Source organism: uncultured Thiodictyon sp. (genome assembly GCA_903837595.1).
In the GTDB taxonomy this organism is placed as follows: Bacteria; Pseudomonadota; Gammaproteobacteria; order Chromatiales; family Chromatiaceae; genus Thiodictyon.
In genome coordinates, this window is the sequence record CAILVI010000339.1 from 1 (window position 1) to 24,709 (window position 24,709).

25 protein-coding genes are annotated in these 24,709 nt (G+C 65.6%); 19 read left to right on the plus strand and 6 right to left on the minus strand.

The genetic code is table 11. The annotated features are described in order from the left end of the window. The 3 genes from QZY44_RS18960 to QZY44_RS18970 all read left to right on the plus strand — a co-directional run. A partial coding sequence (locus QZY44_RS18960; protein ID WP_295449815.1) for a phosphate acyltransferase occupies positions 1–419 on the plus strand: 419 nt, incomplete at its 5' end. Positions 420–439: 20 nt separating this feature from the next. Next, a complete protein-coding gene (locus QZY44_RS18965; RefSeq protein WP_365304853.1) occupies positions 440–1,246 on the plus strand; it encodes an acetate/propionate family kinase in 807 nt (268 codons plus the stop codon). A gap of 82 nt (positions 1,247–1,328) precedes the next feature. Then, positions 1,329–2,012: a haloacid dehalogenase-like hydrolase gene (locus tag QZY44_RS18970; RefSeq protein WP_295449818.1), complete on the plus strand. Its 684-nt coding sequence runs from the start codon at positions 1,329–1,331 to the stop codon at positions 2,010–2,012. A gap of 25 nt (positions 2,013–2,037) precedes the next feature. Here QZY44_RS18970 and QZY44_RS18975 read toward each other — a convergent pair whose 3' ends face one another. The 4 genes from QZY44_RS18975 to QZY44_RS18990 form a co-directional block, all read right to left on the minus strand. Next, the gene (locus QZY44_RS18975; protein WP_295449821.1) at positions 2,038–2,823 is read right to left on the minus strand and encodes a dual specificity protein phosphatase family protein; all 786 of its coding nucleotides are present in this window, start codon (positions 2,821–2,823) and stop codon (positions 2,038–2,040) included. Positions 2,824–3,261: 438 nt separating this feature from the next. Next, positions 3,262–3,540, minus strand: coding sequence for a DUF427 domain-containing protein (locus QZY44_RS18980; protein ID WP_295449824.1), 279 nt, complete (start codon positions 3,538–3,540; stop codon positions 3,262–3,264). A 518-nt stretch (positions 3,541–4,058) separates the two neighbouring features. Then, positions 4,059–4,985 (minus strand): hypothetical protein, encoded by a 927-nt coding sequence (locus tag QZY44_RS18985; RefSeq protein ID WP_295449889.1) that lies wholly within the window; start codon positions 4,983–4,985, stop codon positions 4,059–4,061. A 440-nt stretch (positions 4,986–5,425) separates the two neighbouring features. Next, complete coding sequence (locus QZY44_RS18990; protein WP_295449827.1) at positions 5,426–5,854, minus strand: type I restriction-modification system subunit M N-terminal domain-containing protein; 429 nt, start codon at positions 5,852–5,854, stop codon at positions 5,426–5,428. 365 nt (positions 5,855–6,219) lie between these two features. Between QZY44_RS18990 and urtA the strand changes: the two genes are divergently transcribed. The 6 genes from urtA to QZY44_RS19020 all read left to right on the plus strand — a co-directional run bounded on the left by urtA (position 6,220) and on the right by QZY44_RS19020 (position 12,458). Then, entirely contained in the window at positions 6,220–7,518 is a 1,299-nt protein-coding gene (gene urtA, locus QZY44_RS18995; RefSeq protein ID WP_295449830.1) for an urea ABC transporter substrate-binding protein, read from the plus strand. Between the two features lie 115 nt (positions 7,519–7,633). Continuing rightward, on the plus strand, positions 7,634–9,250 hold the full coding sequence (gene urtB, locus QZY44_RS19000) for an urea ABC transporter permease subunit UrtB (protein WP_295449833.1): 1,617 nt from the start codon (positions 7,634–7,636) through the stop codon (positions 9,248–9,250). 8 nt (positions 9,251–9,258) lie between these two features. Beyond that, positions 9,259–10,344, plus strand: a complete 1,086-nt coding sequence (gene urtC / locus QZY44_RS19005; RefSeq protein ID WP_295449837.1) for an urea ABC transporter permease subunit UrtC — start codon at positions 9,259–9,261, stop codon at positions 10,342–10,344. Further along, positions 10,344–11,153: an urea ABC transporter ATP-binding protein UrtD gene (gene urtD / locus QZY44_RS19010; protein ID WP_295449841.1), complete on the plus strand. Its 810-nt coding sequence runs from the start codon at positions 10,344–10,346 to the stop codon at positions 11,151–11,153. Before urtC ends, urtD begins: the two co-directional genes overlap by 1 nt. A 4-nt stretch (positions 11,154–11,157) precedes the next feature. Further along, complete coding sequence (urtE, locus tag QZY44_RS19015; RefSeq protein WP_295449884.1) at positions 11,158–11,853, plus strand: urea ABC transporter ATP-binding subunit UrtE; 696 nt, start codon at positions 11,158–11,160, stop codon at positions 11,851–11,853. Between the two features lie 71 nt (positions 11,854–11,924). Further along, on the plus strand, positions 11,925–12,458 hold the full coding sequence (locus tag QZY44_RS19020) for a ferritin (RefSeq protein WP_295449844.1): 534 nt from the start codon (positions 11,925–11,927) through the stop codon (positions 12,456–12,458). Between the two features lie 117 nt (positions 12,459–12,575). On the opposite strand, the gene QZY44_RS19025 is transcribed toward QZY44_RS19020, so the two are convergent. After that, positions 12,576–13,142, minus strand: a complete 567-nt coding sequence (locus tag QZY44_RS19025) for a Uma2 family endonuclease (RefSeq protein ID WP_295449847.1) — start codon at positions 13,140–13,142, stop codon at positions 12,576–12,578. 82 nt (positions 13,143–13,224) lie between these two features. Here QZY44_RS19025 and QZY44_RS19030 point away from each other — a divergent pair, with 82 nt between their 5' ends. The 7 genes from QZY44_RS19030 (at position 13,225) to ureG (ending at position 18,259) form a co-directional block, all read left to right on the plus strand. Further along, positions 13,225–14,082, plus strand: a complete 858-nt coding sequence (locus QZY44_RS19030) for an urease accessory protein UreD (protein ID WP_295449850.1) — start codon at positions 13,225–13,227, stop codon at positions 14,080–14,082. A 66-nt stretch (positions 14,083–14,148) separates the two neighbouring features. Continuing rightward, complete coding sequence (ureA, locus tag QZY44_RS19035) at positions 14,149–14,451, plus strand: urease subunit gamma (protein WP_295449853.1); 303 nt, start codon at positions 14,149–14,151, stop codon at positions 14,449–14,451. A 19-nt stretch (positions 14,452–14,470) separates the two neighbouring features. Then, positions 14,471–14,785: an urease subunit beta gene (locus tag QZY44_RS19040; protein ID WP_295449858.1), complete on the plus strand. Its 315-nt coding sequence runs from the start codon at positions 14,471–14,473 to the stop codon at positions 14,783–14,785. Positions 14,786–14,789: 4 nt separating this feature from the next. Then, the gene (ureC, locus tag QZY44_RS19045; protein ID WP_295449861.1) at positions 14,790–16,493 is read left to right on the plus strand and encodes an urease subunit alpha; all 1,704 of its coding nucleotides are present in this window, start codon (positions 14,790–14,792) and stop codon (positions 16,491–16,493) included. A 1-nt stretch (position 16,494) separates the two neighbouring features. Further along, positions 16,495–16,938 carry an urease accessory protein UreE gene (gene ureE / locus QZY44_RS19050; protein WP_295449865.1) on the plus strand — a complete coding sequence of 148 codons (444 nt, stop codon included), beginning with the start codon at positions 16,495–16,497 and terminating at the stop codon, positions 16,936–16,938. Beyond that, positions 16,922–17,602, plus strand: a complete 681-nt coding sequence (locus tag QZY44_RS19055; RefSeq protein ID WP_295449867.1) for an urease accessory UreF family protein — start codon at positions 16,922–16,924, stop codon at positions 17,600–17,602. The genes ureE and QZY44_RS19055 overlap by 17 nt, the downstream gene beginning before the upstream one ends. Positions 17,603–17,620: 18 nt before the next feature. After that, positions 17,621–18,259, plus strand: a complete 639-nt coding sequence (gene ureG / locus QZY44_RS19060) for an urease accessory protein UreG (protein WP_295449870.1) — start codon at positions 17,621–17,623, stop codon at positions 18,257–18,259. Here the strand turns inward: ureG and QZY44_RS19065 are convergent. Beyond that, entirely contained in the window at positions 18,241–20,613 is a 2,373-nt protein-coding gene (locus QZY44_RS19065) for a fatty acid cis/trans isomerase (protein WP_295449873.1), read from the minus strand. The genes ureG and QZY44_RS19065 overlap by 19 nt on opposite strands. Before the next feature lie 479 nt (positions 20,614–21,092). Between QZY44_RS19065 and QZY44_RS19070 the strand changes: the two genes are divergently transcribed. Genes QZY44_RS19070 through QZY44_RS19080 form a run of 3 tightly spaced genes read left to right on the plus strand, consistent with a single transcriptional unit; the run spans position 21,093 to position 24,527 of the window. Next, complete coding sequence (locus tag QZY44_RS19070) at positions 21,093–22,082, plus strand: CHAT domain-containing protein (protein ID WP_295449875.1); 990 nt, start codon at positions 21,093–21,095, stop codon at positions 22,080–22,082. Then, on the plus strand, positions 22,058–24,094 hold the full coding sequence (locus QZY44_RS19075; RefSeq protein WP_295449878.1) for a tetratricopeptide repeat protein: 2,037 nt from the start codon (positions 22,058–22,060) through the stop codon (positions 24,092–24,094). Before QZY44_RS19070 ends, QZY44_RS19075 begins: the two co-directional genes overlap by 25 nt. 10 nt (positions 24,095–24,104) lie before the next feature. Beyond that, the gene (locus QZY44_RS19080) at positions 24,105–24,527 is read left to right on the plus strand and encodes a hypothetical protein (RefSeq protein WP_295449881.1); all 423 of its coding nucleotides are present in this window, start codon (positions 24,105–24,107) and stop codon (positions 24,525–24,527) included. Positions 24,528–24,709 lie beyond the last annotated feature (182 nt).

Sequence of the window (24,709 nt, forward strand, 5' to 3'; positions counted from 1 at the left end):
CCGACGTGGTCGTGGCCCTCGACGTGTCGCGCTCCATGCTCGCCGAGGACGCGGCCCCCAGCCGCCTCGAGCGCGCCAAGGCCGAGATCCGTGACCTGCTCGAGGCGCTCGCCGGCGATCGCGCCGGCCTCGTGGTGTTCGCGGGCCGCGCCACGGTGCTGATCTTCCCGGACCTCAACACCGGCAACAACACCTACAAGGCGGTGCAGCGCAGCTCCGGCGCGGTGGCCATCGGCCCGATCCTGCAAGGCCTGAAGAAGCCGGTGAACGACCTTAGCCGCGGCTGCACCGTGACCGACATCGTCAACACCGTCGTCATCACGGCCATCCAGGCGCAGGTCGAGGTCCAGGCCGAGTGGATCAGTACGGCTCCGGCGGCGCGGGCGCATCAGGAGACCGACGCCGAGGCAACCGCTTGAACCAGACTAAGGGGCAACCCATGAAGGTGATGGTTATGAACTCAGGCAGTTCTTCCGTCAAGTTCCAGCAGACCCTGCCCAGCAGTGCCTGCCATTACGCCATCCCTGAGTATCTGTACCGGGATCACGGGGTGCGCCGTTACGGCTTCCACGGCACCTCCGACCAGTACGTGGGTGAACGCGCCGCCGCCGTGCTGGGTAAGCCTTGCGCGGCGTGCAATCTGATCACCCTGCACTTGGGCAAGGGGGCCAGCGTGACTGCCATCCGTGGGGGCCGCAGCGTGGATACCTTGATGGGCATGACGCCGCTGGAGGGTCTCGTCATGGGCGCCAGGTCCGGCGACATTGACCCCGCCATCCTCATGTTCGCGGCCAAGAATCTAGGGTTGAGCAATCAGGCCCTGGATGACCTCCACAATCGTCAGAGCGGCCTCGGGGGGCTCTGCGGGGTCAATGACATGCGTGAGATCCACCGGCTGGCGGGGGAGGGCGACGCGGGCGCGGAACTGGCCATCGGTCTCATGGTGCAACGCATCCGCAAGTGCATCGGGGCCTACTATGCCGAGTTGGGTCGGGTGGACGCCATCGTCTTCACCGGCGGCATCGGGGAGAACGATGCCCAGGTGCGCCGCCTCGTGGGGGATGGGCTGGCGGGCTTAGGGGTCGCCATGGATGATGCCGCCAATCGCGCGACGGCGCGGGGCGAGCGAGTCATCAGCGCGGCCCACAGCCCGGTGAAAGTCCTGGTCATCCCTACCAACGCGGAACTGGCCATCGCCCGCCAGGCGCTGGCCGCGGTGGGCGGTTGCCCCCGGACGGTGCCTTAGACCTTCCAAGACCGGGGCCGGGGGTGGGAGAATAGGCGCCGCAACACCCGCCTACTGCCCCTCACCCTTGGCCCGGATCACCATGTGCAGCAACGACCGACTGGTGATCCTGGACGCCGACGGCACCATCATCGACGCCTTCAGCGCGATCGACCGCACCTTCGGCCACCACGGGATGCACTTAGGCCCCCTGGCGCGCTTCCAAAAACGTGGCAACCTGTTCAAATATCTTGGCGGTATTAAGGAGTTTCCACGTAACCTGCGCGAGCAGATGGGGCGGCGCAAACGCGCCGAATTCATCGCTACCCTGACCGCCGTCTACCGGGAGGAGGCGTTGCTCTATCCCGGGATCTCCCCCTTGTTGCGGCGACTGCTTGAGGAGCCCGACTTGCGGGTTGGGGTAGTCACCCGCAACATCACCCGTGACCCCTTGCTGACCCTGGAGCACCTATTCCGGCGCGAGGGGTTCGACCCGCAGCGGTTTGACTTCCTGGTTCATGTCCCGTTTCGCGGGGACAAACTCCCCGTCTTCCGGGAACTGCTCGCCCGCTTCGCTGTCAGTCCTGCCCGCGCTTATGTCTGCGGTGATGAGCCAAAAGACTACCTGGCCGCCGTGGGTTCCGGCATGTGCCCCTTTATCGTCTCCTACGGCTTCGTCGACTTTGAACGGCTGACCGCCCGGCACGGGATACCGCCACAGATCATCTCACGCAGTCCGGACGAGTTGAGCGCCAGGGTGCTGCACGCCTTGGGACTGGATGCCTGAGCATCCAACTCGGATCGCGGCCATTTCAGTCATCTGCAACAGTGCAGGTCCCCTTGGCACAGACCACCCGGGCGTCCTCCTTCGCATGCGATTGCCTGGCCTTGGCCTGGCGCCGGATGCCATCAATGCGCTGCGGGGACAGGGCGCGGATGTAGCGTGCGCTGGTGTCAAACCACATCCCATGGTAACGCCTCATCTCCTCAATCGCCCGTTCGGCGCTGACGCCTTCCACGATCACACGGTAAGCGGCCACCATGACGCCGGTCCGGTTCTGACCCTCGCGACAGTGGACATAGACAGGTTGGGGTTGTTGGTCGACGATCGACAGGAACCAAGCGACCCGATTGTCTTCAAGCGCGGTGGGCATGATGGGCGCAAGTTCCGAGTCGCGCAGCCGAAACAACCTAACTTCGTGAAACCCCTGATCCGCGACGTTTGCCCGACGAAAGGCGGAGTCGTCTTCGTTGACCAGTTCGAGGTTGACGATGGTGCGCACACCCTGCGCTATCAGCCAGGCGGCACCTTGCTGATCGGGCTTGGCCCCGCGCCACAGGACACCGGGCCTTACCGCGCAGAAATTTCTTATCGGTGATGTGTGCTCGATCGTGCAGGCGTCCACCGCGCCTGGTGTGGCTGGGGCGGCGCAACTCAGGATCGAAAGCGACCAAAGGAGTACCATCGCGAGACTGCTCTGGCGAGCCATGCTAAACAGGCGCAGACTCTCGCGCTCGTGACGCCGCGGCGGCGTCACGCCGGTGTTTGGCGCCACCCGCCACGTACGCCGCTGGCGGGAGTGACGATCAAGGTCCATACCTGTTTGCGGTACCACGTTGGTTGATGACAAATCAGGCCAAATGCGCTCCGTCATTTCCTGAAGAGATTCCGCCACCCTGGCGCTCTTAACGGGGGGGAAAGAGAGCAGGCTAGCTCGCAGGCTTGGCAGCTTCAATGCCGCGATGACAAGCTGCGTTTACACACAGCCGTCGCGTTTTCAATAGCCTTGTAGGCGACAGTGTTCAACATGTAGGCTTACCCCATCGATCGTTCGCGGGTTACCCCACGCCGTTTTCGTGACCAAGACTCGATAACGGTGGGTCGCCAGCCCTTACCCAACGGGGACTTTCACCCCGCAAGAGACGCCAAGCTTCGCACGGCGCGATCACGCCCGCGTTCAGCGGCGCCGCGTGAGGATGTTCGATAAATCGCGGCCTCCGCAGCAACGCATTGTTAGACCTCCCCGCCTGCTTGCTTATGCCACTCTGACCCCTTTCCAAAATGCTACTCGCCCCTTAATCTCTTTGGCTGCATCTTTCGGCCCGGGGTAGTACCAAGCGGCATCCTTGTTGGTTTCGCCATCCACTAAAATATCGTAGTAACTGGCCTCTCCTTTCCAGGGGCATACGCTTTTCATGCTGCTTTCTCGAAAATACTGCCGATTGATCGATTCTGCAGGGAAGTAGTGATTCCCCTCAATGACGACGGTATCCTCGCTCTCGGCCAGGACTGCATCTTTCCACGTTGCTCTCATTGCTAGCTCTCCAATCTGAAGGAAATTTTGTCTAATCTCACGAGCAGTAATCGTTCGCAGCCTTGGTCAATTTCTACTACCTGACTTCTGCGACCCCTAATGGCTACGCATTTATACGTCGTGCGCGCCGCACTGATCCCTGGTCGTGGCACGACGTCTGGCGCTTGCGACGTCAAAATGTGTGTTGAACTCTTCCGATCCGGGCACGGAACCCGCCGTCGGCGCGGCCCCCTAGAGATAGGGGAGTGTAGCCTCGGGACCGTGGCTGTCGGCTACCATTGGGGTGTGGTGCCGGGCACCGGGGGCGGTTGGAGGGGCGTAGACTGGGCACTCGCGAGGCTCCGCAGGCGTGGCTAAGGAGGCTGTTGAAGGTGAAGTGTAGACCATGTTCCGGAGTTTGCGCGAGCGTAAACGCAGGCCGCTTGGCGGCCTGCCCGGATAGCGGCGCGCCGGCAGCCGCCTGCACCGAGTCGGTGCGGGCGAGACAGGACCTGGAGAAGACCACCACGCCGTCTCGCTCAGGGCGCCGGCGGGGCCGCGCCGTCCTTGTTGGCGCCGCCGCTGCCGGCCAGGAGCTTGTCCATGTCGATCCAGCCGATGCGCGCGGTGGTCGACGACGCCCATGGCTGATTGGGATTGCCGAACTGCACGCGCAGGTCGGAGAGGCAGACGTTGAGCTCAGTGGTCTTGGCTGCGGTGCCGCCCCCGTCGATCGTGTGCCACTTCTCCCATTTCTCGTCGGGCCTGCTGCTGGGACTGGGCGCAGGCTCGGATGACCGGAAGACGGCGATGTGCTTGAACGAGCCCTCGGCCAGGGTGACCTTGGTCGCCGCGCTCACACCGCAGGCCTGAGCGGCGCCGGCGCCGAGCAGGATGTACTCGCCGGGCTTGGGGTGGCCGGCGAGCGGCGCGGTGGCACGAACCAACGCATCATCCTGCGCGTCGAACACGGCGTAGTCCACCTTGAGCTTCTCGACCTTGGTTGCGAACTTCTTCTGTTCCCGCTCCATCGTCGCGATGGCGCTGTCGAGCTGCCTGATCGCCACATCCTGGCCCTTGATGGCCTGATCGATGCCCTTGTCGTGGGCCTTCTCGCCCGTCTTCTGTTCCTCGAGCTCCCCCTTCTTCTCTTCGAAGTATTCCTGGCGCTTCTCGACGTCGGCGATCGGCTTGTTGAACGCCATGACCGCCTTCTGGAAGGCCTCGATCTGCGCGTTGAGGCTGAACTCCTGGTTGAAGATCTTGAGCTTGTCGCCCTCGGTCTCGACCGGCGCCGCGGCCTGCTCATCCACGGGTGCAGGCGCCGGTGCCGGGGCTGGCTCCTGCCGCTGGATGGCGGCGCCGACGGCGTTGCTCGCACCACCGGGACCATGATCGAGGAGCGCCTCGGCGCAGCGGCCGGCGACGACCCTGTCCGCAACCGCGTCGGCGTGACGCTCGTACATATCGCCAACCTGCCCGATGCCGCCCTGGAGCGAGACCCCTTGGGGCTGCTGCACGACGTGGGTGAGTTGGTGCGCAAGCAGCCGCGTTCCCTCCGCGGTGCCGGGCACATACTCTCCCTGGCCGAAGACGATGTCCTGGCCGAGATGGTTGATCTCCCTTTTCGTTCACGTTGAGGCCTCAGCCGTAGCGACGCCGGTTACCCGGCAACCCTAAGGCTGAGGCCAATTTCGGCCTTAATCAGAAATCCGGCCAAGACCTAGCGTAGGCTTGGTGAATCACCCGCAGGAGAGCGGCAGGACCCGCGAGATTGTGTACCCTTGGAAGTGCAAACAGACCGAGGGTGAAGCTTGCAGGACTGGTGCAAGCCGCCCCCGGTCGGCGCGGCCCTGGCGCTCTTGGTGGCCCTCGTGGCGACCCCCGAGGGCGTGCAATGGCTGCATCAGATCGTGGTGGCGGCGCACTTCGTCATCACGCTGCACCGCGGTGCCGGAGTGCGGATGGTGTGCGAATTCCTGAAATTGAGTGAGGTGACGCCGAAGGGCGGGTTGCTCAGCATGTAGTCGAAGCGGTGGCGCGACTCGGGAAGCTGGTCGCCCGCCTCCTCCCCTGCCTCTTCTGAGAACCGCCGCAGCAACTCCTCGTAGACATAGCCCATTTCCAGGTTCGACAGGTGCTCTGGTCCCAGGGGCTCATCCTTGTCGATGCCTGGGCGCTGGGCGAGGACCTCCGAGCGCTTGTCCTCCCGCCAGCGGATCAGTGCACACTCCAGCCGGCGGATCACGATGATCGGCAGGATCACGCCTTGATATTCGTAGGCCTTGAACTTGCCGCGCAGACGCACGGCGGACTTCCAGATCTCGGCGGCCACGTTGTCGAGCCTAAGCTTGATTGAGGGCGATGGACATCGGGACGGGTCGGCTCCTGCACTGGGTGTGACCTTGGTGGTCGTGCGCGGATTATGCCGGATTGGCGGCTCCTGGGTTGGGCGGCTTGTGGTCCAGCGCCGGGCACTCGGACCGGGCGCTTGCACCAAAAGGGAGCGCTTGCGTCCTGTCTGCTGGACCAAAATCCTCTCTGGCCGTTCCGCCCCCCACCCCGGTCCTCCTCCGCGCGGGAGCGGGGGGCAAGCGGATCAGCGGTGTGCGCCGATTGGCTCAATATTTGCTGAATGACTTGGTACGGGTCCGATTTGTGGCCCTTGTATTCGTTGCCACCACTGGGGGAGTTACATTGATGCAGAAACGCGATTTTGTCAAGCGATTGGTGCTGGGCGCGGGTCTGGTCCTGGGGTTATCGATCGGCCTCCCGGGACAGGCCGCGGACGACACCATCAAGGTCGGGGTGCTGCACTCGCTTTCCGGCACCATGGCCATCAGCGAGACCACGCTCAAGGATACGGTCCTGATGCTGGTCGACGCCCAGAACAAGAAGGGGGGGCTACTGGGTAAGAAGCTGGAGGCGGTGGTGGTGGACCCGGCCTCCAACTGGCCGCTGTTCGCCGAGAAGGCCCGCGAGCTGCTGGAGAAGGACAAGGTGGCGGTGGTCTTCGGCTGCTGGACCTCGGTGTCGCGCAAGTCCGTGCTGCCGGTCTTCGAGGAGTTGAATGGGCTGCTGTTCTACCCCGTCCAGTATGAGGGCGAAGAGTCCTCCAAGAACGTCTTCTACACCGGTGCGGCGCCCAATCAGCAGGCGATCCCGGCGGTGGACTATCTGATGGGGCTGGGGGTCAAGCGCTGGGTCCTGGCCGGGACCGACTATGTCTACCCCCGCACCACCAATAAGATCCTGGAGGCCTATCTCAAGCAGAAGGGGGTGGCCGCCGCGGACATCATGATCAACTATACCCCTTTTGGTCATTCGGACTGGCAGTCGATCGTCTCGGACATCAAGAAGTTCGGCGCAACCGGCAAGAAGACCGCGGTGGTCTCCACGATCAATGGCGATGCCAATGTGCCCTTCTATAAGGAGCTGGGCAATCAGGGCGTCTCGGCCGAGACGATCCCGGTGGTGGCCTTCTCGGTCGGTGAAGAGGAACTCTCCGGCATCGACACCAAGCCCCTGGTCGGACACCTCGCCGCCTGGAACTATTTCATGAGCGTCGATACGCCGGAGAATGCCGCCTTCATCAAGCAGTGGCATGACTTCATCAAGAACCCCAAGCGCGTCACCAATGACCCCATGGAGGCCCATCTGATCGGCTTCGACCTGTGGGTGAAGGCGGTCCAGAAGGCCGGCAGCACCGATGCGGACAAGGTGGCGAAGGCGATCATTGGCTTGGAGACGCCGAACCTGACGGGCGGGATCGCCAAGATGCTACCCAATCACCACATTACCAAGCCGGTGCTGATCGGCGAGATCCAGGACGACGGCCAGTTTGCCGTGGTGTGGCAGACCAAGGGCACCGTCCCCGGCGACGCCTGGTCCAATTTCCTGCCCGGTTCCAAGGACCTGGAGGCCGACTGGACCGCGCCCATCAACTGCGGCAACTACAACACCAAGACCAAGACCTGTCTGGGTACCAAGGCAAAGTAGGCCGCTGCCGGCTGCGCAACCGTAGGTCGCCCTTCAGGGCGACCGCCTGGCACAGATCCGGTCGCCCTGAAGGGGGACCTACACTGGCCCGTGACTGGAACAACGTAAACGAACCATGCCAAGTCGTCATTGTCCAATCCGTTGCGCGGCCGTGGTCCTGGCCATCCTTTCCCTGCTCTGGCTGGGTGCGGCGGCGGCCGGCACCCTTGAGGAGGCCCTGCCGGGGCTGGCCGACCGTGCCTTGCCGGTCAAACAGCAGGCGGTTGAGGCGATTGTGGCGGCCGGTGAGGTCCGCGCCCTGCCGATCCTCGAGGGCCTGCTGGCCGGGGACCTCTATACGCGCGAGGGCGATCCGGCGGTGGTCCTGGCGCACCCCGCGGGGTCGGGTGTGCGCCTGACCCATCCCATTACCGGGGCCGATCTGGGCGAGGCCGACCGTGCATCGATCAAAAAGATCACGCTGAGCAACGCGCTGCGCACCAGCCTGCGGGGTGCCATCGCGGCCTTGAGCCTGGGTAGCCCGGACTCCGCGGTGCGACTGCGATCGGCGCGGGCGCTGATGCAGGACCCGAACCCGGTGGCCGTCGCGGCCCTGCGTGCCCGCCTGGGGCAGGAGCCGGACGTGCGGGTGCGCGAGACCCTGGACTTGGCCATCGCGGTCGCGGATCTGCAAGTCGGCACCACCGATTCCCAGCGCGCGGCCATCGCCCACCTGAACGGCAGCCTGTTCCCCGAAGCCCGCAATGCCTTGGCGACGCTGCTGACCAAAGAAGGACTCGCCCCGTCGGTCGCGTCCGGTGCTCGGGCGGCCCTGGCCGGTATCGATCAGCGGGTGGCCTGGAACGCTCGCGCCGAGACCCTCTTCTTCGGCCTCAGCCTGGGTTCAGTCCTGGTCCTGGCGGCCATCGGGCTTGCGATCACCTTCGGGGTCATGGGGGTCATCAATATGGCCCATGGTGAACTGATGATGATCGGTGCCTATACCACCTATCTGGTGCAGCAGGCGATGCCGGGGCTGCTCGATTACTCACTGTTCGTGGCGATCCCGGCCGCCTTCATCGTCGCCGGGCTCTTTGGCGTCGCCATCGAGCGGACCGTCATCCGCTTTCTATACGGCCGACCATTGGAGACCCTGTTGGCCACCTTCGGCATCAGCCTGATCCTCCAGCAACTGGCCCGCACCACCATCTCGGCGCAGAACGTGACGGTGGAGAACCCCTCCTGGATGAGCGGCTCCTGGCAACTCAACCCGGGGCTCGCGCTGACCTTCAACCGGCTATACATCCTGGTCTTCGCCATGCTGGTCTTCCTGGCACTGCTGCTGATCCTCAAACGGACCGCGCTGGGGCTCCAGGTACGGGCCGTGTCCCAGAACCGGGCCATGGCCCGCGCCATGGGGGTGCGCTCGGCGCGGGTCGATGCGCTGACCTTCGGGTTGGGCGCCGGCATTGCCGGGGTCGCCGGGGTGGCCCTGTCACAACTGACCAACGTGGGACCCAACATGGGTCAGGCCTATATCATCGACTCCTTCATGGTGGTGGTCTTCGGCGGGGTAGGCAACCTCTGGGGGACCCTGATCGGCGGGACCGTGCTCGGTGTCGCCAACAAGTTCATGGAGCCCTGGGCCGGCGCGGTGCTGGCCAAGATACTCGTGCTGGTCTTCATTATTGCCTTCATCCAGAAGCGTCCCCGGGGCCTGTTCCCGCAACGCGGTCGGGCGGCGGAGGGGTGAGCGCGGACATGGCAATCATCAAGGCGTTGAGAGGCGATACTGGCGGTCAGATCATGCTGACCGTGCTGCTGGTGGTCGGCATCCTCGTGCCGATCCTGAGCCTGGCGGTCCCGGCGGCGAGCCCCTGGCATGTCTCCACCTATACCGTCACCCTGCTCGGCAAGTATCTGACCTATGCCCTGCTCGCGGTGGCGGTGGACCTGGTGTGGGGCTATCTGGGGATTCTGAGCCTGGGGCACGGGGCCTTCTTCGCCCTGGGCGGCTATGCCATGGGCATGTATCTGATGCGCCAGGTCGGGGACCGCGGGGTCTATGGCAATCCGAACCTGCCCGACTTCATGGTGTTCCTCAACTGGCCGGAGTTGCCGTGGTTCTGGCACGGCTTCGATCAGTTCTGGTTCGCGGCCCTGATGGCCATCCTGGTGCCCGGGGTCCTGGCCTACTGCTTCGGCTATCTCGCCTTCCGCTCGCGGGTCACCGGGGTCTATCTCTCCATCATCACGCAGGCGCTGACCTATGCCCTGATGCTGGCCTTCTTCCGCAATGAGATGGGCTTCGGTGGTAACAACGGGCTGACCGACTTCAAGGATATCCTCGGTTTTAGCCTGCAGGCCGATGGGACCCGTGCCGGGCTCTTCATCGCCTCGGCCCTGGCCCTGGCCCTGGGGTATCTGGCCAGCCGCTTCATCGTCAGTTCACGCCTGGGTCGGGTGGCGGTGGGGATTCGGGATGCCGAGTCGCGGACCCGTTTCATCGGCTATCGGGTGGAGCGGGCCAAGGCCGCCATCTTTACTTTTTCGGCGACGTTGGCGGGGCTGGCCGGGGCACTGTATGTGCCGCAGGTGGGTATCATCAATCCGGGTGAGTTCTCACCTCTGAATTCGATCGAGCTGGTCATCTGGGTCGCGGTCGGCGGGCGCGCTACGCTCTACGGGGCGGTGGCCGGGGCCTTGCTGGTCAATTATGGAAAGACCGTGTTCACCGGCGTCTTCCCCGACGCCTGGCTCTTTGCCCTGGGGGCGCTCTTTGTGCTCGTAACGCTCTTTCTGCCCCGCGGGATCGCGGGTCTGATGCGCCTGCGGAGGACCGGCTGATGGGCGGGCAGGTGCAACGTTGGCAATATCTCAATCCCGGTAAGACGCTCGCGGAAACCCTGGATATCTCGCATCGGACCCTGCTCTATGTGGAAGGCGTCACGGTTAGTTTTGATGGCTTTCGCGCACTCAATGACCTGTCATTCTATGTCGACGTGGGTGAGTTGCGCTGTGTCATCGGACCTAATGGGGCCGGGAAGACGACCATGATGGATGTGGTGACGGGCAAGACCAAACCGGATCAGGGCTTTGTTTTTTTCGGCCAGTCCATCAACCTGTTGGAATTGGATGAGCCGCGTATCGCGCAGGCCGGGATCGGGCGCAAGTTCCAGCAGCCGACGGTGTTCGAGCAGCACCGGGTGATCGAGAACCTGGAACTCGCCATGGCCGGTGACAAGCGGGTCTGGCCCACCCTGTTCGCCCGACTCTCGGGTGAGCAGCGCGACCGTATCGACGAGGTCTTGACCATCATCGGTCTGACCGAGCATGCCGGACGCGCCGCGGGCGCACTCTCCCACGGCCAGAAGCAGTGGCTGGAGATCGGCATGTTGCTGATGCAGAATCCGCTTCTGTTGCTGGTCGATGAGCCGGTCGCCGGCATGACGCATCAGGAGATGGAGCGCACCGCTGAGTTGCTGCTGTCACTGGAGGGCAAACACTCGGTGGTCGTGGTGGAGCACGATATGGATTTCGTGCGCTCTATTGCCAAGCGTGTGACGGTCCTGCACCAGGGCGCCGTGCTCGCCGAGGGTTCCATGGATGAGGTCCAGCATGACCCGCGGGTGATGGAGGTGTATCTTGGTGAGTGACCCGATGCTGAGTATCCAAGGACTGAATCAATTCTACGGTGAGAGTCACACTCTATGGGACCTGGGGCTCGAGGTGCCGGCCGGTCAGTGCACGTGCGTCATGGGCCGTAATGGGGTGGGCAAGACCACCCTCATGCAATGCATCATGGGCCTGCTGCCCGTGCGTTCCGGTAAGATGCTCTACCAGGGTCAGGACCTGGCCCGGCTGCCGGCCGAGCGGCGCGCGGAACTCGGTGTGGGCTATGTCCCCCAGGGTCGCCAGGTGTTTCCGCTGCTCACGGTGGAGGAAAACCTGCGCATCGGGCTGCCGGCCAGGCGGGATGGACAACGTGCGGTGCCCCCGTTCATTTACGAGCTGTTTCCGGTCTTGAAACAGATGCTGGGCCGGCGCGGCGGCGACCTCTCCGGCGGTCAGCAACAGCAGTTGGCGATCGGCCGGGCACTCGTCATCGATCCCAAGCTACTGATCCTGGACGAGCCCACCGAAGGCATCCAGCCCAATATTGTCGCCGAGATCGGCGATATCATCCGCCGCCTGATCGCCGAGTTGGGGCTCACCGTGATCCTGGTGGAACAGAAACTCCCCTTCGCCCGCCGGGTCGCCGACCGCTTCATCATCCTCGACCGCGGCCGGCTGATGGCGAGCGGGGCCATGCCCGAACTGGGTGACGATCTGGTGCGGCAGTATCTGAACGTCTAGCTTGAAAAGGTGGCATTCAAAGGTCATGTTCCACGTCGTCCACCCCGGTTTTTTGAGCAGGAGCCCCCCCGATGATTTCACAAGACATGGCCGCGCTGATCAGTGCACAGATCAATCGCGAATTCTATTCCGCCTATTTTTATCTGGCGCTGTCGGCTCAGGCGGAAACCATGAACCTCAAGGGGACGGCCGCCTGGTTCATGGCCAAGCATGGTGAAGAGCTGACCCATGCCTTGAAGATGTACCGGTATCTCATCGACCAGGATGCCCCGGTGGTCCTAATGGGAGTCGCGGCACCGGAGGCGGTGACTGATGGGGTGCTGCGCATCTTCGAGCGCACCCTCGAGCACGAGCGCACGGTAACGAGCTCAATCAACACCATGCTGGATCACGCGCTGACCGAGAAGGACCATGCCACCGCGATCTTTCTCCAGTGGTTCGTCACCGAACAGATCGAGGAGGAGGCCACGGTGAAAGACATCGTCGGGCGCCTGCGTCTCTTCGGCGACCAGGGCTATGGCCTCTTGATGATCGATAACGAACTCGCGGCCATGGCCAAGCAGGTGGGCAAGACCGCCGGTGCGACGTCCGGCACCGCGCAGTGATGCGGAGCACCACGCCATGAGCAAGAAAACCGATAAATGCTGTAAGAAGTACAAAGAAGGCAAGCGCTGTAAGGATTGTCCGAAACGGCCAGGCTGACCAGCAAGCCACCTCCTGGTTTACTCCGACTCCCCAAAGAGATAACCGAGGTCGATGTCAATCGACTCAAAGGGTGGGATGCGCGCCAGGTTCGGGGTCTCCGGCGGCCGATACGCGACCGACCAGCACAGGCGGTAGGCCCCGGCATCGAGTGCATAGACGATCAGGGTGCGATCCTCCGGCGACAATATCCAATAATGCGGCACGGCGGCGCGCTGGAGCAGGAGCAGGTGATGGACCGTGTCTTTGCGCTCATGGCCCGGTGAGAGGATCTCGCAGACCCAGTCCGGGGCCAGGGTCATGATGCCGCTGGGACGCTCGGGTACCCGCTCCTTGCGCCAGCCCGCGAGGTCGTGTGAAGGGCATTGGTGCTCGTTGTAGCGGACGCTGATTTCGCTGACGATCCACCAGCCGCCCGGGCCACTGCGTCGTTTGAGCAGCTGGACCTCGTCGGACAGGGCCAGTTGGGCAAGCCCGTGCTCGAAACGCGCCATGGGGCGGTAGACGATCTGACCGTCGATCAACTCGACGCGTTCGTCTTCCGACTGGGTCAGGTTGTCGACAGTCTGCAGTTTCAAGGCTTCCATCGTCGGATCACTCGCTACGGCTGGTTGGCCCTCGCATCTTACCCGAACGCGCCTAGCGCATCGCCAAGGAGATCCAGCGTCTTTGTCAAACCGCGTCGACTCATGCCAGGCCGCCATCCCGGTGGATGCCCCCGGCTGGCAGGCCGGACTGGAACTCGGCCTCGCGCAACGGGCTGGTCGTACCGTCCTGGCCCACAAACGCCAGTTCGGCCCGCTCACCGTGCAGCGCCCCTTCTACCCGGAGGGCGACCCCAGTCACATCTATCTGTTGCATCCGCCCGGCGGCGTGGTCGGGGGTGACCGGCTGGAGGTCGCGGTGCAGGTGGGGGAGGGTGCCCATGCGCTCGTCACCACCCCGGGTGCGACCAAGTTCTATCGCAGCGCCGGCCCTTGCGCGCAGCTGACCCAGCACCTGAGCATCGCCGCGGGCGGCGTGCTGGAATGGTTCCCGCAGGAGAACATCCTGTTCCCGGGGGCCAACCTGCGGCTCAGTATCAAGGTCGAGCTGGCGGCGGGCGCCCGCTTCCTGGGTTGGGAAGTCCATAGCCTGGGACGACCGGCGGTCGGCGAGCGCTTCGCGACCGGCTGTGCGGACCTGCGTCTGCGCCTGCAACGCGCGGGCGTCCCCTTGCTCCTGGAGCGGCTGTTGATCGACGACGGGGCCGGTCTCAATGGACCCACTGGGCTGCGCGGCCACCCCGTCACCGGCACCCTGATGGCCACCGGTGCCGATGCGCAAGACCTGGCCGCCGTGCGTACTGATGCGATGCCGCCGAGTGACCTGCTCTGGGGCGCGACGTTGGTAGGAGACGTGCTGATCGCCCGTTGCGTGGCCGCCGGGACCGAGCCGATCAATCGCCTTTTCATCGCGCTTTGGGGCATACTTCGGCCCAGACTGCTCGGGCGCCCGGCCTGTGCGCCGCGGATCTGGTCGACGTGATCGACGAGTGGCCGCGGCCCGCGTCCAGACCCTATTCAAGCCACTGATTCCGTCCCGGAGGCGGCCATGGACCTCACCCCCAGAGAGAAAGACAAGCTGCTGTTGTTCACTGCGGGACTCGTCGCCGAGCGACGCAAGGCCCGCGGCGTCAAGCTCAACTACCCGGAGGCCGTGGCCTATATCAGTTGCGCCATCCTGGAGGGTGCCCGCGACGGTCGCTCGGTTGCCGAGTTGATGGATTATGGCCGCACCCTGCTCACGCGTGACGACCTGATGGACGGCATCCCGGAGATGATCCACGACGTCCAGGTGGAGGCCACCTTTCCGGACGGCACCAAGCTGGTGACGGTCCACGACCCCATCGTCTGATGGTTGCTGGAGACTCGACATGATTCCAGGCGAAATCCTCACCGCCCCCGGCGAGATCGAACTCAATGCCGGGCGCCCGGTGCTGACGGTAGCGGTGGCCAATACCGGCGACCGGCCCATCCAGGTGGGTTCTCATTACCATTTCTATGAGACCAATCGCGCGCTGCGCTTCGACCGGGAACCCACCCGCGGCCGGCGGCTGGATATCCCGGCCGGCACCGCGGTGCGCTTCGAGCCGGGTCAGATCCTCACTGTCGACCTGGTGCCCTATTCCGGTGCCCGGGCGGTCTATGGCTTCAATGCCGGGATCATGGGCGCATTGGACGGAGTGTGAACAAATGACTCGAATCGACCGCGCAGCCTATGCCTCACTCTATGGCCCAACCACCGGCGACCGGGTGCGTCTGGGTGATTCGGAGCTGATCATTCAGGTCGAGGCCGACCACACCCTCTACGGCGAGGAGGTCACCTTCGGCGGCGGCAAGGTGATCCGCGATGGGATGGGGCAATGCCAGCGTCCGGCGGCGGAGGTGGCCGACCTGGTCATTACAAACGCGCTGATTCTGGATCATTGGGGGATCGTCAAGGCCGATATCGGCATCAAGGAGGGCCGCATCGCGGGCATCGGCAAGGCCGGCAACCCGGACACCCAGGCGGGGGTCGCGATACTGATCGGCCCCGGGACCGAGATCATCGCCGGGGAGGGCCAGATAGTCACCGCCGGCGGGATCGATAGCCATATCCACTTCATCTGTCCCCAGCAGGTGGAGGACGCGCTGATGTCGGGGGTGACGACGATGATCGGCGGCGGCACCGGTCCCGCCACCGGTACCAACGCCACCACCTGCACCCCGGGGCCTTGGAACATCCACCGCATGTTGCAGGCAGCCGAGGGTTTGCCGGTGAATCTGGGCTTTCTGGGCAAGGGCAACGGCAGCCGGCCGTTGCCGCTGGAGGAGCAGGTGCGCGCCGGGGCCATGGGGCTCAAGCTCCATGAGGACTGGGGGACCACCCCGGCGGCCATCGATTGCTGCCTGGACGCGGCGGAGCGCTATGATGTGCAGGTCGCCATCCATACCGACACCCTGAACGAGTCCGGCTTCGTGGAGGACACGATTGCTGCGTTTAAGGACCGCACCATCCATACCTACCATACCGAGGGTGCCGGCGGCGGCCATGCCCCGGATATCATCAAGGCGGCCGGGCTGCCCAATGTGCTGCCCTCATCCACCAATCCCACCCGGCCCTATACGGTGAATACGGTGGATGAGCACCTGGACATGCTGATGGTCTGCCATCACTTGTCGCCGTCCATCCCGGAGGACGTAGCCTTTGCTGAGTCGCGCATCCGGCGCGAGACCATCGCCGCGGAGGACATACTGCACGACCTGGGGGCCTTCAGCATGATCTCGTCAGACTCCCAGGCGATGGGCCGGGTGGGCGAGGTGATTACCCGCACCTGGCAGACCGCGCATAAGATGAAGGTGCAGCGCGGCGCCCTGGCCGGCGACCCGGCGGGGCACGACAATGCGCGGGCCAAACGCTATGTGGCCAAGTACACCATCAATCCGGCCATCGCCCATGGCGTTGCGCATGAAGTGGGGTCCGTGGCGGTGGGCAAGCTCGCCGACCTGGTGCTGTGGCGGCCCGCCTTCTTTGCCACCAAGCCGAGCCTGATCATCAAGGGCGGCCTGATTGCTGCCGCGGCGATGGGTGATCCCAATGCCTCCATCCCAACGCCCCAGCCGGTCCATTACCGGCCCATGTTCGGCGCCTTCGGCGGGGCGCTCCAGGCCACCTGCATGACGTTCCTGTCGGGTTGGGCCGCGGATGCCGGCATTCCCCGGCAATTGGGGCTGAAACGTCTCATCGGCACCGTGCGCGGCACCCGCACCCTGCGCAAGGCCGACATGATCCACAACGACTGGCAGCCGCTCATCGAGGTCGACCCCCAGACCTACCAGGTCCGCGCCGACGGCCAGTTGCTCACCTGCGACCCGGCGGCGGTGCTGCCCTTTGCGCAGCGGTACTTCCTGTTCTGACATGATTCAATTCACCCGAAAATGCGACGCTGCGCCTGCCGCCGCCCCCACGGTTACCCTGACCCTGGACCAGCGGCTGCGCAGCCGCCTCAAGGTGGTCCTGGACGACGGGCGGGAGGCGGGGATCCTGCTGCCGCGCGGTGCGGTCCTGTGCGATGGTGACGTACTGGTGAGCGAGGACGGTGTGGTGGTGCTGGTGCGCGCCGCTGCGGAGTGTTTGTCCCGGGTGGAGTGTGCCGACGCACTGGCGCTGGCGCGTGCCTGCTATCACCTGGGGAACCGTCACGTGGCACTGCAGATCGAGCCGGGGCGGCTCTCCTACCGGCATGACCATGTGCTCGACGACCTGGTCCTTGGGCTGGGACTCCAAGTACAGGTCGGGGAGGGCGCCTTTGAGCCCGAACCCGGTGCCTACGGGGGCCAGGGTCATGGCCACGGCCACTAACCTGCCCCTGCTACGCCTGCTCCAGCTGACGAGTCCGTCCCTGCCAGTCGGTGGCTTCACCTATTCCCAGGGCATCGAGTGGGCTGTGGAGGCGGGTTGGCTGCGCACCGCGGCGGACCTGGAGGCCTGGGTGGGCGACCAACTCGGTTCCGCCCTGGCGCGCGTCGACCTGCCGCTCCTGGTGCGGATGCAGTCCGCCGCAGGGGCGCTGGATGCGGCAGCCATGGCGAACACCATCGACCGCCTGATCGCCGCCCGTGAGACCGCGGAGTTGCGTCTGGAAGAAGCCAACCGCGGCCGTGCACTGGCAGACCTGCTGATCGCCTGGGACCTGCCCGGAGCGCGCGACTGGCGGGGTTTGCTGGCGCGAAGCGGCTCGGCAGGGCTCGCCTTTGCGGCGTCCGTCTGGCAGATCGAACCGCAGGCCGCCGCCGCCGGCTATGCCTGGTCCTGGGTCGAGACCCTGGTCCTGGCTGCCGTCAAGTGTGTCCCCTTGGGTCAGACCCAGGGCCAACAGGTGCTGGCGCGCCTCGCCGCCCTGATCCCGGACGCGGTGGCGACGGCGCTCGCCCTGCCCGATGAAGACATCGGCGCCTCCTGCGCCGCCCTGGCCATCGCCAGTAGCGCCCATGAGACCCAATACACGCGCCTATTCAGATCCTGAAGTAAGAACGAGGTTTCCATGCCCGATTCAACCCCCCTACGCGTCGGCGTCGGCGGCCCCGTGGGGTCCGGTAAAACGGCGCTGCTGGATGCGCTATGCAAACACCTGCGCGATCGTTATGAGATCGCGGTGGTCACCAATGACATCTATACCCGGGAGGACGCGCAATTCCTGATTCGCTCCCAGGCCCTGGCGGCGGAGCGCATCATCGGGGTGGAGACCGGCGGCTGCCCGCATACCGCCATTCGCGAGGACGCCAGCATGAACCTGGCGGCGGTGGAGGACCTGCAGGCGCGCTTTCCGAACCTGGATCTCATTTTCATCGAGAGCGGTGGTGACAACCTGGCCGCCACCTTCAGCCCCGAGTTGGCCGACCTCACACTCTATGTCATCGATGTGGCCGGGGGTGAGAAGATCCCGCGCAAGGGCGGCCCCGGGATCACGCGCTCGGATCTCTTGGTGATCAACAAGATCGACCTGGCGTCCGCGGTGGGTGCCTCGCTGGAGGTGATGGATCGCGACGCCCGGCGGATGCGCGGCGAGCGGCCCTTCGTCTTCACCAACCTGCGGGAGGGGCAGGGGGTGGAGGAGATCGCCGCCTTTATTGTGCAACAGGGGATGCTAGCGCCCTCCGTCACTCACTCCGGCACATCGTAATAGGTCAGGTCCAGATATCCGGCCTGGGCGCCGCGGCTGCGGAAATTCCACTCATTGATCCAGTCATAGAAGGGCCACAGACGCTCATTGTTGCGCAGGATGCCGTGGCGGGCCTTGAACGGGGTCCAGTCCGCCGCGGTACGCATCCCGCGCAGCCCGTCGATGAATCCCCCCGCCTGGTCCATGGTCAGGTCCACGAAGAGGTTGGGAAAGCCGTTGACGATGGTCGGATAGACGCTGAGCGAGAACTGCTCGAGCAGTGGTCCGTTATTGGCAAACACTACGATTGACGTGGCCTTGTAGACCCGGTTGATGACCAGCGAATAGACCCGCGATTGCGTGCTCTGGCGCAGCCGCAGCACGATGACACTCGGCAGGTAGCGGGTGAACGCCTGGCCCGAGACTACGGTGAGTCCAGCGATGGCGCGCTCCCAATCGGCAAAGCTTGTGATCGCGGGGGGTAGCGTCGGTTTCTCGTCGGGGTTCAGCCGATCCGTTGGACCGGCGATGGTCGGTCCCAGGCGCCGGGCGATGGCCGCGACCGTCTGCGCCAGCGGCGCTGCGGCGGCGCTCGGTTCCGGGGTCTCGACCGGGCCCGCAACCGGCTCCGGCAGGGGTGTCCAAGCGAACGGGGTCGGGGCCAGGCGATAGGAGCCCACACCCTGGTTCCAGGTGTGACGGACACGCTCACGCTCGCCCGGGGGCAACAGCAGCAGGAAGTTGTCCTGAAACTCTTCGCGCAGGTAGTGAAAGAAGCGCAGGGTTTGCAGCTTGCCCAGGTCCCCCTGCCAATACGCAAAGCCGGCCACGGTGTCATAATACATGCGCTCGAAGCCGCTGTAGTCGATCAGCCAATAGGAGAGCGGGGTACCGCCCTGGCGCCCCTGGACGACCGAGACATTGGTGTCGTGGCGCATCACCGTCAGCCAGGCGTTGGGGTTCTTGCGCCCGCCGTCCCACACCGAATCCACCGACCAGCCTTGGGGCCGCAGTTGTGCCAGGGCCTTGGCGTAGGCCGCATCGTAGGCGGCGTCGCCGCGGGCCGAGCGATCCATGAAAACCTTCCAGGTCGAGAGGCCAAGATCGGGGTCCAGCACCGAGGGGTCGGCGCTGGGGTCCAGGAAATAGACCCAAAACTGGTCCTTGACCGCATAGGTGGCCGTCTGGCCCAGACAGACCGGGCCATAGGTGATGCCGGAGACGATCAACTCCGAATTCTCCAGCAGGAAGCGCGAGCGCGCCGGGGCCGGGATGGCGCGAAAGACCAGAAAGGGGTTGCCGATGCCCCAGGGCGGGTCGAGCGGGGCGGCTGCGTCCCAGACTACGCCGGGACCAAGAAACAGGTCCTTCAGGTGGGCGATGTCGGCGCGCTTGAGGTGCCAGACAAAGTGGTTCTTCTGCACCGGCGCGCTGGTCACCTTCTGCAGCCGATACCAGAACCGGCTGACCCCGGCGTGACGATAGGGGTCGTCATAGGGGAGCCCAGTGCCGATGACCATCACCGGCTGACCCGGCGGGGTAGATGAGCGCACCAGTCTGAACCGCTCGCCTGGGCTGTCCTCCAGCACCAGGCTGGCGAGGAAGACGTGTTCGAAGATGAAGCGGGAGACCAGGCGGCCGCGGGCATCGGACGCGTTGAAGAACGCCTCCCAGCGCGCGACCGCCGCGGGCCGGGCGAGCCGGTCGGCCGTTTCAAGCTCCGCGTCCGTGGGGCCCGGTGCCCCGGCGCCGATCCAGCGCGCCAGTGTCTCGAATGACGTGCGCTCGATGGCCGGGAGCCCGAATGGCATACCGCGGGCCGGGTTCTGGGTCAGCTGGCCCTCTAGGGTGGCAGTGTCCGCGGGGCAGGCATTGGCGTAGCGCTTGGCATAGAGGGGGGCCAGGGCCTGGCGTGAGAACCCAGGCTGGTTGAAGGCGGTGCCGGCGGCCAGCACGCGATACATCAAAGAGCCGTCCAGCCGCTGCGCAGGTGAGTCGCACTGACCAAGTACAGGGTAGAAACCACGGGTGCGCCAGGCCGCGGTCGTTGCCGCCGCATCCATGTCGGTGCGCGGGACCTCCGCCAGGTGGCCCGAATAGGGGTTGATGCCGAACCCGCCGCGGTCCGCCCCGGCGAAGGAGTCTAGCTTCACATTGCAGGGCGAGCCCAGGCAGCCGTGACAGGCGATGCAGCGGCTATTGAAGATGGGCTGGATGTCGTGCCCGTAGTTGGGCGGCGGCAACGACTGGTTCAGCGCCGCTGCCGGGATCGGCACCGGTGGGGCCGCGGGCACCTGGCGCGGCGCGATACAAGCCGCGGCGAACAGCGCGGCCAGGAGAATGATGAGGAGCCAGGCGGACCTGGGGTTGGACATGGGAATCTCCCTTCCGGGCCGCGGTCCGGGGTGCGCCCCCGGTGTGGATCGGGATGGCGAGGCGTGCAGCCTAACAGGGCAGGGGCGGGGTTGGTAGGCGCGGCCCCCCGGCCGCGACGGGCTGCCGCGAGGAAAGAGCCCGAAATAATGATCAGGGCCAGCAGCGCCGGCTCCATCCTACCGATCCACTGCCCGGTTTCCGGTAGAATGCCCCGCGTAATCGAATCGACAACACCACAGGATCAGGAGGTCGCCGATGTCCGCCACCCTACGCATTCGCCAACGCCCCCCCGGTCGACGGCCGGTTTCCGATCGACCTGCGCCTGCTGCGCCCGGGCGAGCCAGAGCAGACGGCCGAGGCGACCATCGCCTTCGCCCTCACCGACCAGGAGCAATCAGACCTGCGCTGGTACCTGGAGGACTATCTCCAGCACGCCGAGGCGACCGAGGCCGTCCAGGTCGACCAGATCGAACACCTGATGCAGGCGCGGGGCGAGGAGCTGTATGACAAGGTCCTCGCCGCCAACCGCAACACCCAGGCCATCTGGTTCGCCATCCGCGACCAACTCGCCGACCTGCGCATCGAGATCAGCACCGGCATCGCCCAGGCCGCCGCCATCCCCTGGGAACTGATGCGCGATCCGGAGTCCGATTCCGCCATTGCGCTGCGCGTGCGCGCCTTCGTCCGCGTCCAGTCCGACCCCAACATCGGCTTCGTCCCGGTCCCGCCAGTCGACGACGGCCGCATCCGGCTGCTCTATGTCGTCTGCCGCCCCAACGGCACCGACGACGTGGGCCTGCGCGCGGTGGCCAACCGCCTGCTGCAAGGCCTGGGCGAGAACCGCCAACGTTTCGCCATCACCGCACTGCGCCCGCCGACCTATGAGCGGCTCCAGCAGGTCCTGACCGACGCCAAGGAGGCCGGCCGGCCCTTCCACTGCGTCCACTTCGACGGCCACGGGATCTATGCCGATCAGGAGGCCCTGATCGACCTCGGCCTGGCCGACCTCTCAGCCCTCACGCTCGGCGCCAACGGCACCGGCAAGCACGGCTATCTGTTGTTCGAGCACCCGACGGCGAAGCGTAAGATGCGCCCGGTTCCCGGCGCCGCACTCGGCCAACTACTGCACGACACCGGCGTCCCGGTCCTGGTCCTCAACGCCTGCCAGTCCGCCAAGCATGAGGCCACCGCAAGCCCCGCCGACGCGGACACCGTCCACGAGGAGGTCCGCGCCATCGGCTCCCTCGCCCAGGCCGTGGTCGACCAGGGCATCCCCGCCGTGCTCGGCATGCGCTACAGCGTCTTCGTCGTCACCGCCGCCCAATACGTCGGCGAACTCTATGCCGCCCTCGCCAAGGGCCGCGGCTTCGGCCAGGCCGCGAGCGAGGCGCGCAAGCACCTGCACCGCAACCCGAGCGCTGGGTCGGGCTGCAACCGCGCCCCTTGCAGGACTGGTTCGTCCCGGTGATCTACGAGGCCCTGGCCCGCCCGCTGCTCCCGGCCGGCCAGCCGCCGGCCCTCGGCGAGCGCCCGGAGCTCGACCCGGTCCAGCGCAACCCCGACCTGCTGCGCTATGTGCCGGACCAGGGCTTCATCGGCCGCGACGAGACCCTGCTGCTGCTCGACCGCGCCTTCGACTCGGCCAAGGTCGTCCTGCTGCACGCCTACGCCGGCCAGGGCAAGACCACCACCGCGGTCGAGTTCGCCCGCTGGTACGCCCAGACCGGCGGGCTGGGCGACGCACCCCTGGTCCTCCTGACCTCCTTTGAGACCCACACGGACCTGACCGACGCCCTCAACCAGCTCGGCCGCCACCTCGCCCCCCTGTTGCAGGCCAACGGCATCGAGTGGCACGCCCTCAACGACCCGGACCAGCGTCGCCGCCTCATGCTGCAAGTGCTCCAGCAGGTCCCGGTGCTCTGGATTTGGGACAACCTGGAACAGGTCGCCGGCTTCCCCGCCGGCAGCGAGTCCGCCTGGACCGCGGTCCAGCAGGCCGAGCTCGCCGCCTTCCTCAAACAGCTCGCCCTGGACCCGGCGACCCAGGCCCGGCTGCTCCTGACCTCCCGCCGCGACGAGCAGGGCTGGCTCGGCGGCATCCCGCGGCGCATCCCCATGCCGCGCATGACCCGCCCGGACGTCGCCACGCTCGCCCTGACCCTGGGCCAGGAGCGCGGCCTAAACCGCGCGGAACTCGCCGACTGGCAGCCGCTCCTGGACTACTGCGCCGGCAACCCGCTGACCCTGCGTGTCCTCATCGGCCAGGCGATCCGCCAGGGGTTGCGCGGCCGGGGGCCCATCGCCCAGTTCGTCCAGGCCATCCGCGACGGCGAGCAGCGAATCCAGGACGCCGATGCCGCCCAGGGCCGCGACCGCTCGCTGGGCGCCTCGCTGGACTATGGCTTTCGGCATGCCTTCACCGCGGACGAACTCCCGGTCATCGCGCTGCTGCACCTGTTTCAGGGGGTGGTGGATGTCAATGTGCTGGCCTGGATGGGTGAAGGCGAACATGCCCTGCCGGAACTGCAAGGCCAGGACCGGGACCGGCTCACCGGCCTGCTGCAACGCGCCGCGGAGACCGGCCTGCTGACCCCGCTGGGCGGCACCTGGTACGGCATCCACCCGGCACTGCCCTGGTTCCTGCGGCAGGTCTTTGGGCGGCACTATGACGGCGAGGGCGGGCGCTCCGGCGCCGAAGCCGCCCAGCACGCCTGGGTCGAGGCGGTTGGGAACTTGGGCAATCACTACTGGTGGCAGTTCAACGGCGGTAACCGGGGGGTGATAGAGCCCCTGGCACTAGAAGAGTCCAATCTGCTGCACGTCCGCCGGCTGGCCAGGCAACTGGGCTGGTGGTGGCCGGTCATCACCGCAATGCAGGGGTTGCAGGTTGTCTATCAATACCAGGGACGCGGGGCCGAGTGGGCCAAGTTGGTCGGGGAATGCGTGCCGGACTATTGCACGGTGGACGATGGACCAATCCCTGGTATGGAGGACCACTACAGCACGGTGATGCACTATCGCGTCCGTCTGGCGCAAGATCAGGACCACGACCTCGCCCGTGCCGCAGTCTTGCAGGACAAAGTAGTCGCCTGGGTCCGGCGGCAGGCAGCCCTGGCGCTTGGGCTGCCAGAGGGGGCGCCGCTGGATGCCCATCAGCACAATTGCATCCGTAACTTGGCGGTGTCGTTGGAGGCAATCGGCCATATCCTCCGCGAGCAGGGCAGCACCAACTGCGTGGCCGCGTATCAGGAGACTATTCGGCACTGTCAACGTACTGGGGACACCGCCGAGGAGGCCGTCGCACACTACAATCTAGGCCACGCCTACCTGACGATCCCCGCCATTGGCGACCTGGACGCCGCCGAGTGCGCCTATCGGCGCAGCCTGGACCTGCTCCCGAACGATACTTTAGAACGGTCCAAATGCATCAAACAGATCGCCGTTGTTTATTACGAGCGGTTGAGGGAGGCGATTCGATAAGGACGAGCCAGTGGCAGTGTGGCTCCGCCACGCCCAGGCGGCGGAGGCGCAGTATCGGCAGGCGTTGGACCTCTGCCCGGCCGGCGCCATCGCTGATCTTGGGCCGATGCACCAAGCGTTGGGTGCCCTTTATGGTGTAATGGGCCAGACCGAGTCCGCCTGCGAGCACTACGAGCAAGCCGTGCATCTGTTCGAGCAGATCAGCGACCACCACGGCGCCGGTACGACGCGCTTCAACGTGGCCCTCCTGTATCTCAACGCCGCCGAACGCGAACCAGCCCAGCCCCGCCGCCGCGACCTGCTGCACCGCGCCCAGGCCTACGCCCAGGCCGCCCTGCGCGACTTCCGCCACTACCAGGGCCGCGCCGCCGCCGACGAGGCCCGGGCGCAGCAACTCATCGCCGCCATCGCCCAGGCACTGGCCGCCCTGTAACCCCCGCGTCCCCGCGCGCAGTCCCCTCGTCCCCACGCGCCGCGCTCAACCTTATACATAAGTGGTTCTGATCCAAGCACGAACTCCTCGCGGCGCCTAAGATGGCAGGATCACCAACCCACCGGAGGGGAGCATGAACAACTGGGCACGCGAAGAAGTGGCGACGGCAGACCTGGGCGATC